The organism is Acutalibacter sp. 1XD8-36 (assembly GCF_009917525.1).
Taxonomy (GTDB): Bacteria; Bacillota; Clostridia; order Oscillospirales; family Acutalibacteraceae; genus Acutalibacter.
In genome coordinates this window covers 74816-88224 of record NZ_QZDU01000003.1, presented here as the reverse complement: position 1 = coordinate 88224, position 13409 = coordinate 74816, and the positions used below count along the sequence as shown (strand labels likewise).

At 57.4% G+C, this 13409-nt stretch carries 13 protein-coding genes; 6 read left to right on the top strand and 7 right to left on the bottom strand.

Annotation, left to right across the window (positions count from 1 at the left end):
* The first annotated feature begins 13 nt into the window (after nt 1-13).
* A complete protein-coding gene (locus tag D5270_RS06965) occupies nt 14-1294 on the top strand; it encodes a metallopeptidase TldD-related protein (RefSeq protein WP_166543413.1) in 1281 nt (426 codons plus the stop codon).
* 65 nt (nt 1295-1359) lie between these two features.
* On the opposite strand, the gene D5270_RS06960 is transcribed toward D5270_RS06965, so the two are convergent.
* From D5270_RS06960 to D5270_RS06950, 3 genes are all read right to left on the bottom strand, one after another.
* A complete protein-coding gene (locus D5270_RS06960; RefSeq protein WP_166543412.1) occupies nt 1360-2181 on the bottom strand; it encodes a glycerophosphodiester phosphodiesterase family protein in 822 nt (273 codons plus the stop codon).
* A gap of 12 nt (nt 2182-2193) precedes the next feature.
* Nucleotides 2194-2820, bottom strand: a complete 627-nt coding sequence (locus D5270_RS06955) for a formate/nitrite transporter family protein (protein WP_166543411.1) — start codon at nt 2818-2820, stop codon at nt 2194-2196.
* Between the two features lie 62 nt (nt 2821-2882).
* Nucleotides 2883-3236 carry a MerR family transcriptional regulator gene (locus D5270_RS06950; protein WP_166543410.1) on the bottom strand — a complete coding sequence of 118 codons (354 nt, stop codon included), beginning with the start codon at nt 3234-3236 and terminating at the stop codon, nt 2883-2885.
* A gap of 124 nt (nt 3237-3360) precedes the next feature.
* Between D5270_RS06950 and D5270_RS06945 the strand changes: the two genes are divergently transcribed.
* The 3 genes from D5270_RS06945 (at nt 3361) to D5270_RS06935 (ending at nt 5537) form a co-directional block, all read left to right on the top strand.
* A complete protein-coding gene (locus D5270_RS06945) occupies nt 3361-4236 on the top strand; it encodes a DUF1848 domain-containing protein (protein ID WP_166543409.1) in 876 nt (291 codons plus the stop codon).
* A gap of 42 nt (nt 4237-4278) precedes the next feature.
* Nucleotides 4279-5010 (top strand): PilZ domain-containing protein, encoded by a 732-nt coding sequence (locus D5270_RS06940; protein ID WP_166543408.1) that lies wholly within the window; start codon nt 4279-4281, stop codon nt 5008-5010.
* Nucleotides 5011-5075: 65 nt separating this feature from the next.
* Nucleotides 5076-5537 (top strand): hypothetical protein, encoded by a 462-nt coding sequence (locus D5270_RS06935; RefSeq protein ID WP_166543407.1) that lies wholly within the window; start codon nt 5076-5078, stop codon nt 5535-5537.
* Here D5270_RS06935 and D5270_RS06930 read toward each other — a convergent pair.
* Both D5270_RS06930 and D5270_RS06925 read right to left on the bottom strand, forming a co-directional pair.
* The gene (locus D5270_RS06930) at nt 5513-7399 is read right to left on the bottom strand and encodes an LTA synthase family protein (protein ID WP_166543406.1); all 1887 of its coding nucleotides are present in this window, start codon (nt 7397-7399) and stop codon (nt 5513-5515) included. The two genes, D5270_RS06935 and D5270_RS06930, sit on opposite strands and share 25 nt — an antisense overlap.
* Nucleotides 7400-7460: 61 nt before the next feature.
* Complete coding sequence (locus D5270_RS06925) at nt 7461-7727, bottom strand: hypothetical protein (protein ID WP_161472299.1); 267 nt, start codon at nt 7725-7727, stop codon at nt 7461-7463.
* A gap of 141 nt (nt 7728-7868) precedes the next feature.
* On the opposite strand from D5270_RS06925, the gene D5270_RS06920 reads away from it, so the two are divergent.
* Together D5270_RS06920 and D5270_RS06915 are read left to right on the top strand one after the other, a co-directional pair.
* Nucleotides 7869-8972: a Gfo/Idh/MocA family protein gene (locus D5270_RS06920; protein WP_166543405.1), complete on the top strand. Its 1104-nt coding sequence runs from the start codon at nt 7869-7871 to the stop codon at nt 8970-8972.
* Between the two features lie 34 nt (nt 8973-9006).
* On the top strand, nt 9007-11118 hold the full coding sequence (locus tag D5270_RS06915; protein ID WP_166543404.1) for a glycoside hydrolase family 3 C-terminal domain-containing protein: 2112 nt from the start codon (nt 9007-9009) through the stop codon (nt 11116-11118).
* Between the two features lie 130 nt (nt 11119-11248).
* Here the strand turns inward: D5270_RS06915 and argS are convergent, their stop codons facing one another.
* On the bottom strand, nt 11249-12934 hold the full coding sequence (argS, locus tag D5270_RS06910) for an arginine--tRNA ligase (RefSeq protein WP_166543403.1): 1686 nt from the start codon (nt 12932-12934) through the stop codon (nt 11249-11251).
* Between the two features lie 21 nt (nt 12935-12955).
* Nucleotides 12956-13396, bottom strand: a complete 441-nt coding sequence (locus D5270_RS06905; protein ID WP_166543402.1) for a DUF1934 domain-containing protein — start codon at nt 13394-13396, stop codon at nt 12956-12958.
* Nucleotides 13397-13409 lie beyond the last annotated feature (13 nt).

Sequence of the window (13409 nt, the reverse complement as noted above, 5' to 3'; positions counted from 1 at the left end):
GAGGTAAACAGGCATGATTGAGAGAATAAAAAGCGCCTTGAAGGACTGCGGAATAGTCCTATGGCGCATTAACGACAATACCGAGGAGAGCGCCGAGCTCTTCTTCGTGAAAAAGCAGCTTGACACCAGGCGGTTTAAGGACGTGCGCAAGTTCCAGGTGACGGTCTTCCGTGACGTGGACAAGGACGGCGCCTCCCTGCGGGGCTTCACAAGCGTCACCCTCCTGGAGTCCATGAGCGACAGCCAGCTGCGCGAGGAGCTGAAGGGGGCATACTACGCCGCCCAGTTCGCCGCCAACCCCGCCTATGAGCTGCCGGACCCGGTACAGGCCCCCATAAAGGAGAAGTCCGGGGAGCTCTGCCAGGCCCCCCTTGCAGAGAGTGCCGGTAAGATGGCCCGGGCCCTTTTCAGCGCAGACAGCCAGTCCGATGCCTTTATAAACTCCGCGGAGATATTTATTATCCGCTCCAAACGGCATATTTTATCCTCAGAGGGCACGGACGTGTCATATACCGACGGAAAGGTGACCGGCGAGTTCGTTGCCCAGTGCCGGGAGCCAGAGGACGTGGAGATACACAATATGTTCTCCTACGACAGCCTGAACACCGAGGCCCTTGGCAGGAAGGTCAAAGAGTCTCTGTCCTTTGTCCGGGACCGCGCCCGCGCAAAGCGTATATTAAAGAGCGGCAAGTACGACGTGGTGCTCAGCGGGGACGCGGTAGCCAGCGTGCTGTCCTATTATGACAGCCGCTCCTCGGCCCATATGATATACCCCAAATACTCCACCTGGCAGGCAGGGGACAGTGTGCAGGGCGAGGACGTGCCCGGCGCCAGGCTAAACCTTGATTTATGCGCCACAGTGCCCTACAGCGAGGAGGGCATACCCATGGAGGACCTGCCGCTGCTGCGGGAGGGGAAGCTCCAGGCCATACACGGCAACAATCGCTTCTGCCGGTACCTTGGGATAAAGCCCACCGGTATGTACGGCAAGTTGCGGTGCACAAATACCGGCGCAAGCTTTGAGGAGCTGAAATCCGGCCCCTGCCTCTGGGCCGTGACCTTCTCTGGATTTGAGATGAACGCCATGAGCGGGCACTTCGGCGGCGAGATACGGCTTGCGTACCTAATCGACGGCGGCACAGTAACTCCGGTAACAGGCGGCTCAATAAACGGAAGTCTATTAGAGGCCCAGGGAAACCTGCAGTTCTCCAGCGACAGGTATGAGGCTGCAAACTACTCAGGGCCCTACGGACTGCGCATAAACGGCGTAAGCGTGGCCGGTACAGACGACTAAAGCGCAGAATAGCAGCAAAAAACTTCCCCCTTTTCACTTAAGAAAAGAGGGAAGCTTTTTTATTCCTACGGCCTGATTTCCTCAAAAATAACCAGGCTTCCCAGGCTCTTGGCCTTCAAATACTCCTCCTCAGTGCGCACAGTCCAGCTTACCTCCTGCATACCCATAAGCCCCTTGCTAAGCCCCATGGACGGAATATCCCTTGTGTGGATATCATAGGCCTCAAAATTCGGGCGCGTGTGGAAGTTCGTAAGCATATGGGTCGCACAGAACGCCTCGAAAGCTCCAAGCCCCTCGTCGCCCTTCTTATACCTGCACATAAGCTGTCCCCGCACTATCTCCGGCCTGTTCTTCCTAAACCATGCCACAATCCTTGGGTCAAAGCTCTCCACGCAGTACGGGCCCTTATACCCGTCCAGCTCCTTCATAGCCAGCTCACAGAGCTCGGCGGGGTCGTTATAGCTCTTTAACTCGATGATAAGTGGCGTGCGCCCTTTTAAAGCGCCCAGCACCTCGCTGAAAAGGGGAATCCTCTCCCCTGTGCCGAACAGCCTGTACCTGCGGAGCTCCCCATAGGTCAGGTCCGCTATGGCGGCGTCCTCCCCGCAGCTGCGCTCTAAGGTGGCGTCGTGGTGCACCACCACCTTTTTGTCCTTTGTAAGCTGCAAATCAAACTCCATGCCGTAGCCGCTCTCCTCTGCAAGCCTGAAGCCTGTAATGCAGTTTTCCGGCACGCCGTCCTCAAGCCTGTGCAGCCCCCTATGGGCGTAGTCGAAGCCGGTGAGGTGCCCAAAGTCGGGCTTTTTGTCCATCTGCGGGGCGATAAGCCAGGCCCAGCCCCCAAAGAGCGCCGCAACTACCACAAATACCGTAATCAGCCAAATCATATATGCCCCTCCTTATCCCTCTGCCCTCGCGCGGAACTTTTTTGCCGCTGGGAAAAGCACCCCGCCAAGGGCGTTGCCAAGAGTCATCACTATAAGGTACAGCACCGTCTTGCCGCTCCAGGCTCCGGCAACGGTGAAGTAGAACATGTTGGCGACACAGTGCTCAAAGCCCGCCTGGACAAACACCGCCACTCCCAGAAAAAGCCCGAGATATTTCCCCAGCTGGTGGGGGTTTTCCCGATAACTCTCAACGGACAAATATATCAGTATGTTGCAGAACACCGCCAGTATGAAGATACTGGCAGGCCCGTCCGAGAGCTTTGCCTCACAGATGCTCTGGGCCCTGGATATTATATCCAGGCGCGTGAAGCGCAGAGCCGTGCCCGCTATAAGCGTCCCCACAAGGTTTCCCAGCCATATCAGCCCGCACCTGGCAGCGTAGGCCGGCGGGTTATCGAACACATAGCAGACTTTCCCTGTAAACAAATCCAGCCCCAAGGTGCAGACGGCAAAGAGCCCCACCGAAAAAAGGGCGGCCCCCACCGGACGGCTTTCGGTGCACAGAAACACCGCCCCGCCAATGGAAATAGCCGCCCCTGCCAAGGCCGCGCTGATAAACGTGGCAAGCTGCTTTTTCACTCCAATCCCCCCATATCCTTCTTTAAGTAAACTATAGCATGAACCCGGGGGATTTGCAAGGGTCATTTGAGCTTTTGGGCATACATTTCTATCTTATGCTCCAGCCTGCCAAGGGCCTCGTCCATCCTTCTGCGCTGGGCCATAAGGTCGTCGTGCTGCTGCCTGAGCAGCTCGTACCTCTGGCGTATGGTGCCCGGGCCCTCCATGGAGAGCCGCACGTATTCAACTATAGCCTCAACCGTCAGCCCGGCGTTTCTAAGGCATTTCACAAGCTCCACCCAGGCCAGGTCAGCCTCCTGGTAGTCCCTATGGCCGCTGATGCTCCGGGTCACACGTGGTATCATCCCCACACGCTCATAGTACCGCAGGGTGTCCTGGCTAAGACCGTACTTCCTGCTCACTTCCTTGATAGTCATAGAAATCACCTCTTCTCACGCCCATTATACTATCTTGAGTCCGGTCTAGGTCAAGAGGTTTTTTGACTTTATTTTTCTTTTATGCTAAAATATATACAAGCAATTATCCCGGAGGGCATATACTATGATAATCAGCGCCAGCCGCCGCACCGACATCCCAGCCAGGTACCATAGATGGCTCCTGAACCGCCTGAAAGCAGGCTGGGCCCTGGTGCAAAACCCAATGAACCCTAAACAGATTACCCAGGTGGACCTGTCCTATGAGGCCGTAGACGGCCTGGTACTCTGGACCAAAAACCCGCTGCCCATGCTGGGCGGGCTCCGGGAGCTTGAACCGTACCCCTATTATTTCCAGTTTACCCTCACCCCCTACGGCAGGGACATTGAGCCCGGCCTGCCAGATAAGGGCGAGCTTATCGAGGGGTTCATCAGGCTCTCAGAGGAGATAGGCCGGGAGCGGGTAATCTGGCGGTACGACCCCATACTGCTGGCCCCGGGCTATGACTGGGACTTTCACCTGCGGGCCTTCGAGCGGCTGGCTGAAAAGCTCTCGGCGCACACGGAAAAATGTATCTTCAGCTTCCTGGATAATTACCGCTGCATGGCAAAGGCCGCAAGGGAGCTGGGGGTGCAGTACCCCTCGGAAGACCGGCAGAGGGGCATGTCCAGGGAGCTTATGGAGATAGCCGTAAGCTATGGCCTGAAGCTTGAGACCTGCGCTGAGCCCCTGAACCTGGCGGAGTACGGCATAGGCCGGGCAAGGTGCATAGACCACCTGCTCCTCTCCAAAATATCCGGCTGGCCTATAAAGGCCGGAAAAGCCGCCTCCCAGAGGCCGGAATGCGGCTGCGCCCAGAGCGTTGACATAGGCATGTACTCCAGCTGTATGAACCGCTGCCTCTACTGCTACGCAAACCACAGCGGCAGACTGCTGTCTGAGAGCGCCCGGCTCCACGACCCCCAGGGCCCAATGCTCATAAATCGAGGTTTTCGTGCTTGACTATCCCGGGCCAATCGTATATAATGGTGTGGGTGATATTCCATGAGTTTTTTCAAAAATTTATTTTCAAAGAAGAATAACGATACTGAGGCCCCACAGACGGCAAAAGTCCAGGAGACCAAGGAGCCGCTGCCGGAGATGTTCCAGGGCATGTCCCTTGATATATTCACCGAGGACGGCGCGGAGCTTCTGACCGGCCAGGTGTCCGAATACTCCGGCACAAATCTTACCCTTGAACGCCTTCCCGGCTGGCTGGCCTTCGAAACCTGCCCCCTTGGGTCCACGGTATTTGTGCGCGGGTATAACCGGCGTATGCAGAGCTTCAACCTGAGGGGCACTGTAATAGAGAGCAGTCGCGTGCTCATAAAGCTGCGGGACTTATCCGTTGAACATATCCCCAACGTCCGCAAGAGCTTCCGCCTGCCTATAAACTGCTCGGCCTCCATCTTCCGGGGGGACGACGAGCGCTTCTCAAGGCCCGAGCAGTGCGTGCTTATAGACATCAGCACCGGCGGCGCCTGTGTTGAGAGCGAGTACGTGCACCCCGAGGACGAGGTAGTTTTCCTGCGCTTCAAGCTGGACGACTACCCCACCATGACCTTTAAGGGCCAGATAATCCGGGGCTCCGAGCATAAGGACGACCGCTTCCGCTACGGCGTCCTCTTCGCCCAGCTTACCCGGGACGAATTGACCAACCTGACCCGCACGCTCTACAATATACAGACCGGCAACCGCCAAATCTGGGACCGCAACGAAATCGGGACCTGGGGCTGAATCCGCCATAAAAACCGAGCCAGACTGATTATTTCAGTCTGGCTTTTTTCAAAGGAGATGACTATATGAAAAACATAAAAGCGGATTTCAAATTCCTATTGCCGGTCATCCTTATGGGCGCGGCCATAGCCGTTATGGCCTTTATGCCGAGCCTGCCCCTGAGGTATGCCCCCGGGCCGGACACGGTAATCGTCAAACATCACTCCTATTTCAATATCTGCCTAATCGCTTACGCCCAGTTTTTCCCGGTTACCACCGCTGTTCTGTCCTGTATATGGCTGCTCCTCTCCCTACTGGCAGGCCGGTACAGACACGGCAGCTTCAAACTGCTCTCCCTAGGCGAGCTTATTTCTGCAAAGCCGGCAGTCACCGCCTTCGGAGTAGCTGCCGCCGCCTGCTCCGGGATTTGCGTCCACAGAAATATATCCGGCGGGCTTTTCTCACCCGGCTCCGTAATCATCTTCGCCCTGCTGTCCCTGGCACTTATACTGCAGGCAATATTTTATTTCTCCCACTCCCTGAAATAATCCGTCCTGACGGCCTCCATAGACGCCTCAATCCTCTGCTTGAGTTCAGCCGTCCGCTGGCTCTGCTGGACGCCGCCCTCGCCGCTATAGTAGGTATCGCCGTCATACCAGCCATTATTGGGGAAGGGCACTAGCCCTTCCCCCGGTGAGAACATGCTCTCACCGGCGTAGTAGTTCATTGGCGCGTCCAATCCGTAGAGGTCAACAATAGTGGGCACTATGTCCAGCGAGCTTGCGGGCTTGTCTATCTTCGCCGCCTTAAGCCCCCCGCCAGTAAGGACGCATGGGGTGCGGTAGAGCTCCGGGGTGCCGGGCTCAACCCCCTTTAGCCGGTTGAGGAACTCCTTATCGCTCATATACTTTCCGTAGTGGTCGGCATAGAAGAGCACCGCCGTGTCCTCCAAAAGCCCTTCCTCCTCCAGCCTGTCCATAAGCCCGCCGATAAACCCGTCTGTCTCCATGGCGTGGGCCACAGCCCGGGTGTACTCCTCCATATTCTCCGGGGTATCCGTAACGCCGCTCTTGTTTACAGCCTTCCTCGCCGCCTCAAGATGCGGCTCGGCGATAACGCCCATCTCCTCGGTATAGGGCCCGTGGCCCGAATAGGTGATTATATAGCTGTAGAAGCTGTCCTCCTCAGTCATGTCCCCAAAGGCCCTTAACATTTGTGAATCCAGCTGGTATTCGTCCATGCCCATGTCCACATAGGAGTGGTACTTCTCAAATCCCAGATTTGTGTGCACCGTCCCGCGGCTATATATTCCCGGGCTGGCAGGATGGAAGGAGTTGACATTGTACCCCTCATCCCCAAAAAGGCTTGCAAGGCTCAGGGGGAAGGCGTTGGTAGAGTAGCCGCTGCTCGCCATGCCGGCCGCCGGGGGCACAAGGCCGGTCTGTGAGATTATCTCAGTGTTGAAGGTGCCCGCCGAGAGGAAGAGGGGCGTATAGAAATCCGTAAATTCCACGCCGCCATCTATCACATCGCAAAAGCGGGGCATATACTCCGGCCTCGCCAGCCAGGTGTCTATACTCTCCAGCATTACCAGTATAAGGTTTTTCCCCTTCAAACTGCCGCTGAACTCATTTGCAGCGGGCTGGGCACGGCTCTCGAAAATATCCGTGAGCTCCTGGGCGCTGCGTGCGTTTGTGCCGATACCAAAGGAGACGGCAAAGTTCCGGGCGGTATACTGGTAGAGTCCGGTGAGCTTCATACTGCGGTTGGCGTCGGTGAACTCCCTGTATACCTCCGTATCGCTGTTGGGGTCGAAGCGGTTGTCCCAGGTGAGCACATCGGCCCTGGGCATAAGCTTCTGGTGGGTGAGCAGTATTGCAGCTATACATACAGGCGCAATCAGGGCCATGCACCCCCTCTGCACCCAAAGCCTTTTCCCCTGTGCCCTTGGCCCCGAGGCCAGCACCATAGCCGCCCCAACCATCAGCAGGAATAAGAGCACGAAGAAGTACAGCTTCTTGGGCAGCTGAAAATAGGTCCAGCTAAAGAATTTCGCCCCGTCTCCGGCAAAGTTCATGTCGGCAAAGCTGAAGAAATGCCCGAATACGTTATACATCACTCCATGGAGTATCACCAAAAACCCGAAGAACACTCCCAGTACGCCCATTGCTATCCGCCGCCCAAGCCTTGGCAACAGCCCAGTAAGGGCCGTCACAAGCAGGGCCCAGCTGCAGGTAAACAGCATGGTCTTGGCGTTCAGGAGCCTTGTGCCCCCCGCCCCGGCGTACACCCATCTGAAAGCGCCGTCAATAAAAACCAGCGCCAGAAAAAATACCGGCAGGCTCAGTATGCCGAAACGCCGTGAAAGCCCTTTTAGAGCCTCCCTCACCCGCCTTAAAACTTCCTTCAAAAACCTTCACTCCCAACCTAAAAGATGAAAAAGGCCTCCCCATTGGGAAGCCCCCTTTTGCTTACTCGTCCTCCGCGCCCCTGGCCTTGTACAGGTTAAAGCGGAACAGCTTTGACTCGTCCGACTCTTTCTCACACATCACGAAGGCCTCAGCGATTTTTCCGCCCTCAATAAGGGTGGTCAGGCCTACCAGCTGGCAGAGCTTGCTCTTCAGGTTCAGCCGGTCTCCGTCGCGCGTCATAAGGTAGACCTCGCCCTCGCAGCTGTCAAGCACCTGCAAAAAGGACGGCACGTCGATATCATGTAATTCTACCATCTTTGGGGACATAGGGTCTCCTCCTTTCGCCTGTTTTATGAGATAATCATAACATACCTGTGAAAAAATTGCAAGCCCCGCTTTTACCGTATCTTTTCCTTGACTTCCGTCACCGGCCCGGCTATAATAGCCCTCAGAAAGGAGTGTTATAACATGAATAGACTAAGGATAGCAATTATTGGCACCGGCGGGATATCCAATTCCCACGTCCGCGCCTACAAGCAGATGGAGGACATTGAGATTGTCGCCGGGGCCGATATCGTCCCCGGGAAGGCCCATGAGGCCCTGGACCGCTGGGAGCTGCCAAATGCCGAGGCCTTTGAGGACACCCAGGTAATGCTCGACAGGATAAAGCCTGACGCCGTCAGCGTCTGCACCTACAACACCGCCCACGCTGTCTGTGCCATAGCCGCAATGAGGGCCGGGGCCCATGTGCTGCTGGAGAAGCCTATGACCGTCACCCTGGAGGACGCCCAGGAGCTCCGCAGGGTGGAGAAGGAGACCGGCAAAATACTCACCATCGGCTTCCAGCCGAGGTACGACGAGCGTATGCAGAAGATAAAGGAGGTCGTCCAGAGCGGGAAGCTGGGGCAGATATACTACGTACAGACCGGCGGCGGCCGCAGGCGGGGTATCCCCGGCAGCACCTTTATTGAGGAGCGCTACGCCGGAGTAGGGGCCCTGGCAGATATCGGCTGCTACTCCCTCGATATGGTGCTGAACGCCATGGGCTACCCGAAGCCCCTCACCGTCTCCGCCGTAAGCTACGACCACTTCGGCAAGAACCCCAAATACACTCCTCCCGAGGACGCCAAGCGCTTCTCTGTAGACGACTTCTGCGGGGCTTTCATCCGTCTTGAGGGGGGCATAACCCTTGACTTCAGGATGTCCTGGGCCATGCACATGGACACCACCGGCAGCACAATCTTCCTTGGCACCGACGCGGGATTAAAGGTTGAGCCCGCCAACCCCGAGTCCCTGTGGGGCGGCGCCTGGGACGGCTCCTGCGGCAATGTGACCCTGTTCCACGACGAGTTCGGTGCGCCCACCCACACGCCCATCCCCCTGCCAGCGCCCAAGGGCGACAAGAAGGACTGCTTCTACCATAAGTGCCGCTCCTTTGTGGACGCTGTGCAGCAGGGCCTGCCCGCGCCTATACCCACCAGCCAGATAATCTATAACCAGGCCATTATCGACGGCATTATCAGGTCCTGTAAATGCGGGCATGAGGTTGAGGTCAATATAGAGGAAATCTAATCCCCCAGCGGCATAGCCGGAAAGGAGAACTGCAATGGACAGAAAAGCAGCCCGGGAGCTGGCCCGGGAGCTGGTCTTAAAAATGACAATCGATGAGCGGGCCTCCCAGCTCAGGTACGACGCCCCGGCAATCCCCCGCCTTAATATCCCCGCCTATAACTGGTGGAACGAGGCCCTTCACGGAGTGGCCCGGGCTGGGGTAGCCACTATGTTCCCCCAGGCCATCGCAATGGCGGCGGCCTTTGACCCGGAGCTCATGGTTGAGGTTGGGGACTGTATCAGCACCGAGGGCCGGGCCAAATACAACGAGAGCAGTGCCCGTGGCGACCGGGACATATATAAGGGGCTCACCTTCTGGTCCCCCAACGTGAACATATTCAGAGACCCCCGCTGGGGCCGGGGCCACGAGACCTACGGCGAGGACCCGGAGCTCACCTCCCGGCTGGGAGTCGCCTTTGTGCGGGGTATCCAGGGGGACGGCGAGTACATGAAGGCCGCCGCCTGCGCCAAGCATTTTGCCGTGCACTCCGGCCCCGAAGCCGAGCGGCACCGCTTTAACGCCGCCGCCAGCCCCAAGGATATGGAAGAGACCTACCTGCCCGCTTTCGAGGCCTGTGTAAAGGAGGGCGGGGTCGAGGCGGTGATGGGCGCGTACAACCGCACCAACGGCGAGCCCTGCTGCGGCAGTCCCGCCCTACAGGAGATTCTCCGAGGGAAATGGGGCTTTGAGGGCCATTTCGTGTCCGACTGCTGGGCCATCGCTGATTTCCACGAGTACCACAAGATAACCGCCCGGCCCGAGGAATCGGTAAAGCTTGCCCTGGAGAACGGCTGCGACGTGAACTGCGGCTGCACCTATCAGCGCATTTTAAACGCCATAGCCGAGGGCCTGTTGGACCCCCAGTATGTGACAGAGTCCTGCGTACGCCTTTTTACCACCAGGTACATGCTGGGGATGTTTGACAAGACCGAATATGACAGCTTAAACCGTCTGGACGTGGAGACCCCTGAGCACCTTACCCTCTCCCGAAAGGCCGCCGCAGAGAGCCTGGTGCTCCTGAAAAACGACGGCATACTCCCCCTTGACCTTGAGAGCCTTCAGACCGTCGGTGTCATCGGCCCCAACGCCAACAGCCGTACCGCGCTTATAGGCAACTACCACGGCACTGCCTCCCGGTATATCACTGTGCTGGAGGGCATACAGGATATAGTAGAATCTGCCGGCAAGCGCGTACTGTATGCCGAGGGCTGCCATCTCTCCCTGGACAAGACCGAGGGCCTCTCCCAGAATGAGGGTGACCGTATCATGGAGGCCAAGGCCGTTGCCGGCCTCTCAGACGTTATAATTCTTGTCACCGGCTTGGACGAGACCCTTGAAGGCGAGGAGGGCGACACCGGCAATCAGTATTTCTCCGGCGACAAAAAGGACCTGCACCTGCCCGCCTCTCAGGAAAAGCTGATGTCTGAGCTTCTTCTCATGGGCAAGCCTGTAGTCCTTGTGAATATGAGCGGCAGTGCCGTTGACCTGCGCCTTGCCCAGGAGAAGGCCCGCGCTGTTTTGCAGGCCTGGTATCCCGGCTCAGAGGGGGGCTGCGTGGTGGCCGGGGCACTGTTCGGAAAGGTGTCCCCCTCGGGCAAGCTACCGGTGACCTTCTATAATGACACTGAGGATTTGCCTGATTTTGACGATTACTCCATGGAGAACCGCACCTACCGATACTACCGGGGCACGCCCCTCTATCCCTTTGGGTATGGGCTCACCTATGGCGGCTGCAGGGTTTTAGGCGCGGAGTGGAAAAAGCAGCCTGATTCTGCCGGGGACTTTGCCGAGCTGGATGTAGCCGTCCGCAACTATGGGGCCGATACAGAGGATGTTCTGCAGGTATATGTTAAGTCAGAGGATAGTGACTGGGCCCCGCCAAACCCTGTGCTGGGAGCTTTCCGGCGGGTGAGGCTGGAGCGCGGCGAAGAGCGGAGCTTTACGGTCCGTGTGCCTATGCGGGCGTTTACTACTGTGGACGGGCAGGGTGTGCGGTGTATCCGCGGTAAGGGATTCTCTGTTTATGTTGGGTTCTCTCAGCCGGATAAGCGAAGTGTTGAGCTTATGGGTGCTGAGCCTGTTTGTGTTTTTGTGGAGATGAAGTAAATTGAAGAGCCTCCCGGCTTTGCTGGGAGGCTCTTTTTTGGTTCGCTCACTTTATTCGCGCCCGGGACCTTGGGGGCGCTGCCCCCAAACCCCTGCAACCTTTGAAAAGGTTGACGAAACTTTTGCTTTTTTACATTTTTTCCGGGGCGGTTACTTTGAATAGAGAGAGGCCGTTTTCAAGGACTGTTTTCGCCGCCGTGCACAGGCTCAGCCTTGCCGCTGTCAGCTCCGGCTCAACGCCCTTGACCCGGCATGCGTTATAGAATTTGTGGAACAGTGTGCCCACATTCAGCACGTACCGCGTTATCCTCGCCGGGTCCATGGCCTTTGCCGCCCCCGCAATTTCATCTGTGAAATTGGACAGCAGGCGTATCAGCTCGACCTCCTCCGGCGCTGTAAGCAGCGCCAGCTCCCCGGCTGTACAGGCCCTCGGCTCAATGCCGTCCTCCTTGAGGTTCCGCAGGATACTGCATATCCGCGCATGGGCGTACTGCACATAGTACACCGGATTCTGGGAGTCCTCCTTTACCGCCAGGTCCAGGTCGAAGTCAATCCGGGTATTCGGCTCATAGGAGTTAAACAGGAACCTTGCCGCGTCCACCGGCACCTCGTCCAGCAGGTTGGACATGGTGATGGCCTCTCCGCTGCGCTTGCTCATTTTCTCCGGCTTACCGTCCCGCATAAGCGTCACCATCTGCATGAGCACCACCTTCAGCCGCTCCGGGTCTATCCCCAGCGCTGCAATAGCCGCCTTCAGCCGGGGCACATACCCATGGTGGTCCGCTCCAAGCACGTTTATAGCCGTATCAAAATTCCTTGTCACAAGCTTATTGTAGTGATAAGCTATATCAGGCACAACATAGGTCGGCACCCCATTAGAGCGCACTATGACAAAGTCCTCAGACCCGAACTCGCTCCCCTTAAACCACAGGGCGCCCTCCTTCTCATAGGTCAGCCCCTTCTCCCGGAGCAGCTCCACCACCCTGTCCACCGCTCCGCTGTCATGCAGGCTGGACTCGTGGAACCACGTGTCATACTCCACCCGATATCTCTTTAAATCGTCATGGAGCCCCTGGATATTCCTGGGGATTGCAAAGTCAATAAGGGCCCGGCGCCGCTCCTCCTGCTCACTCTCCACATACTTATCGCCGTGCTCCTTTATAAAGGCCTCGGCATTCGCCGTCACGTCCTTACCCTTATATCCGTCCTCCGGGAAGGGGAAATCCGGCTGAAACTGCTGCATATACCTGGCCTCAATGGACAGCCCATAGCGGTTTACCTGGTTTCCCGCGTCGTTTACATAGAACTCCCTCTCAACGCTGTACCCCGCGGCCTCAAGCACCGCCGACAGCGCGTCTCCCAGCACGCCGCCCCTGGCGTTGCCTATGTGCATGGGCCCGGTGGGGTTAGCGGAGACATACTCCACCAGCACCCTTTTCCCCTCGCCCACATTGCTCCAGCCGTACCCGGCCCCCAGGCTCTCAACGTCCTGGAGCACCCTGCCGTAAAAGGCCGTGTCATAGGTAAAGTTCAGGAAGCCCGGCCCCGCTATCTCGCACTTTGTAAAGAACGTCCCGCCTAAATCAAGATTGCCGGTTATAGCCTCTGCTATCTTCCTCGGCGCGGCGTGAAAGGCCCTGGCCCCGGCCATAGCCGCGTTGCAGGCCCAGTCGCCGTGCGCCCTGTCAGCAGGCACCTCCAGGGTAAACTTAGGAGGCTCCGCCTTGGGCAGCTCACCCTTCTCCATGGCCTTTTCCATGGCCTCCAGCACCGCCCTGCGCAGCTGCTGCCGTGCGGTTTCCACAAGTTGAGACATATTTTATCGTTCCTTTCAGTTTTAAATCTCCGGGGCCTCTGGCACCGGGCTCACCTCTACAGAGAGCAGGTTTTGGCTGGACAGATTTGAGTCCACATCCAGGGTATAGGCTATCTCCAGCTTGCCGCCAGTATCGTCAAGGTCCACATCCAGCCGGCTTGTGTATACCCCCACAGTCAGCGTCCCGAAGCCGGTGTCGTAAAGGCATAGGTGCCTTCTGCCCTTCTCCAGTATCAGCCTGGTAGAGGACCCGGAGCGGCTCATTGTCACCATCCCCGGCTCCACCTTCAGAAGCGCCGTGCGGAACACATTGGCGTCATCGTCGTCATACTCCTTATACAGTATAAACCTCGTGCCGTCCTTCTCCCGGTAGGTGCCCAGGGCTGAGAGGCATATCTCCCCCTGGTCCTCGTCCTCATATACCTGCCGGCCTTTTATCGTAATGGCATAGTCCTCTTTCATGCACGTCCTCCTC

Coding starts and splice junctions, on each gene's coding strand:
- D5270_RS06965 (WP_166543413.1), top strand. CDS start 14: ATGATTGAGAGAATAAAAAGCGCCTTGAAGGACTGCGGAATAGTCCTA.
- D5270_RS06935 (WP_166543407.1), top strand. CDS start 5,076: ATGAAAAACATAAAAGCGGATTTCAAATTCCTATTGCCGGTCATCCTT.
- D5270_RS06905 (WP_166543402.1), bottom strand. CDS start 13,396: ATGAAAGAGGACTATGCCATTACGATAAAAGGCCGGCAGGTATATGAG.
- D5270_RS06915 (WP_166543404.1), top strand. CDS start 9,007: ATGGACAGAAAAGCAGCCCGGGAGCTGGCCCGGGAGCTGGTCTTAAAA.
- D5270_RS06940 (WP_166543408.1), top strand. CDS start 4,279: ATGAGTTTTTTCAAAAATTTATTTTCAAAGAAGAATAACGATACTGAG.
- argS (WP_166543403.1), bottom strand. CDS start 12,934: ATGTCTCAACTTGTGGAAACCGCACGGCAGCAGCTGCGCAGGGCGGTG.
- D5270_RS06945 (WP_166543409.1), top strand. CDS start 3,361: ATGATAATCAGCGCCAGCCGCCGCACCGACATCCCAGCCAGGTACCAT.
- D5270_RS06920 (WP_166543405.1), top strand. CDS start 7,869: ATGAATAGACTAAGGATAGCAATTATTGGCACCGGCGGGATATCCAAT.
- D5270_RS06960 (WP_166543412.1), bottom strand. CDS start 2,181: ATGATTTGGCTGATTACGGTATTTGTGGTAGTTGCGGCGCTCTTTGGG.
- D5270_RS06950 (WP_166543410.1), bottom strand. CDS start 3,236: ATGACTATCAAGGAAGTGAGCAGGAAGTACGGTCTTAGCCAGGACACC.
- D5270_RS06925 (WP_161472299.1), bottom strand. CDS start 7,727: ATGTCCCCAAAGATGGTAGAATTACATGATATCGACGTGCCGTCCTTT.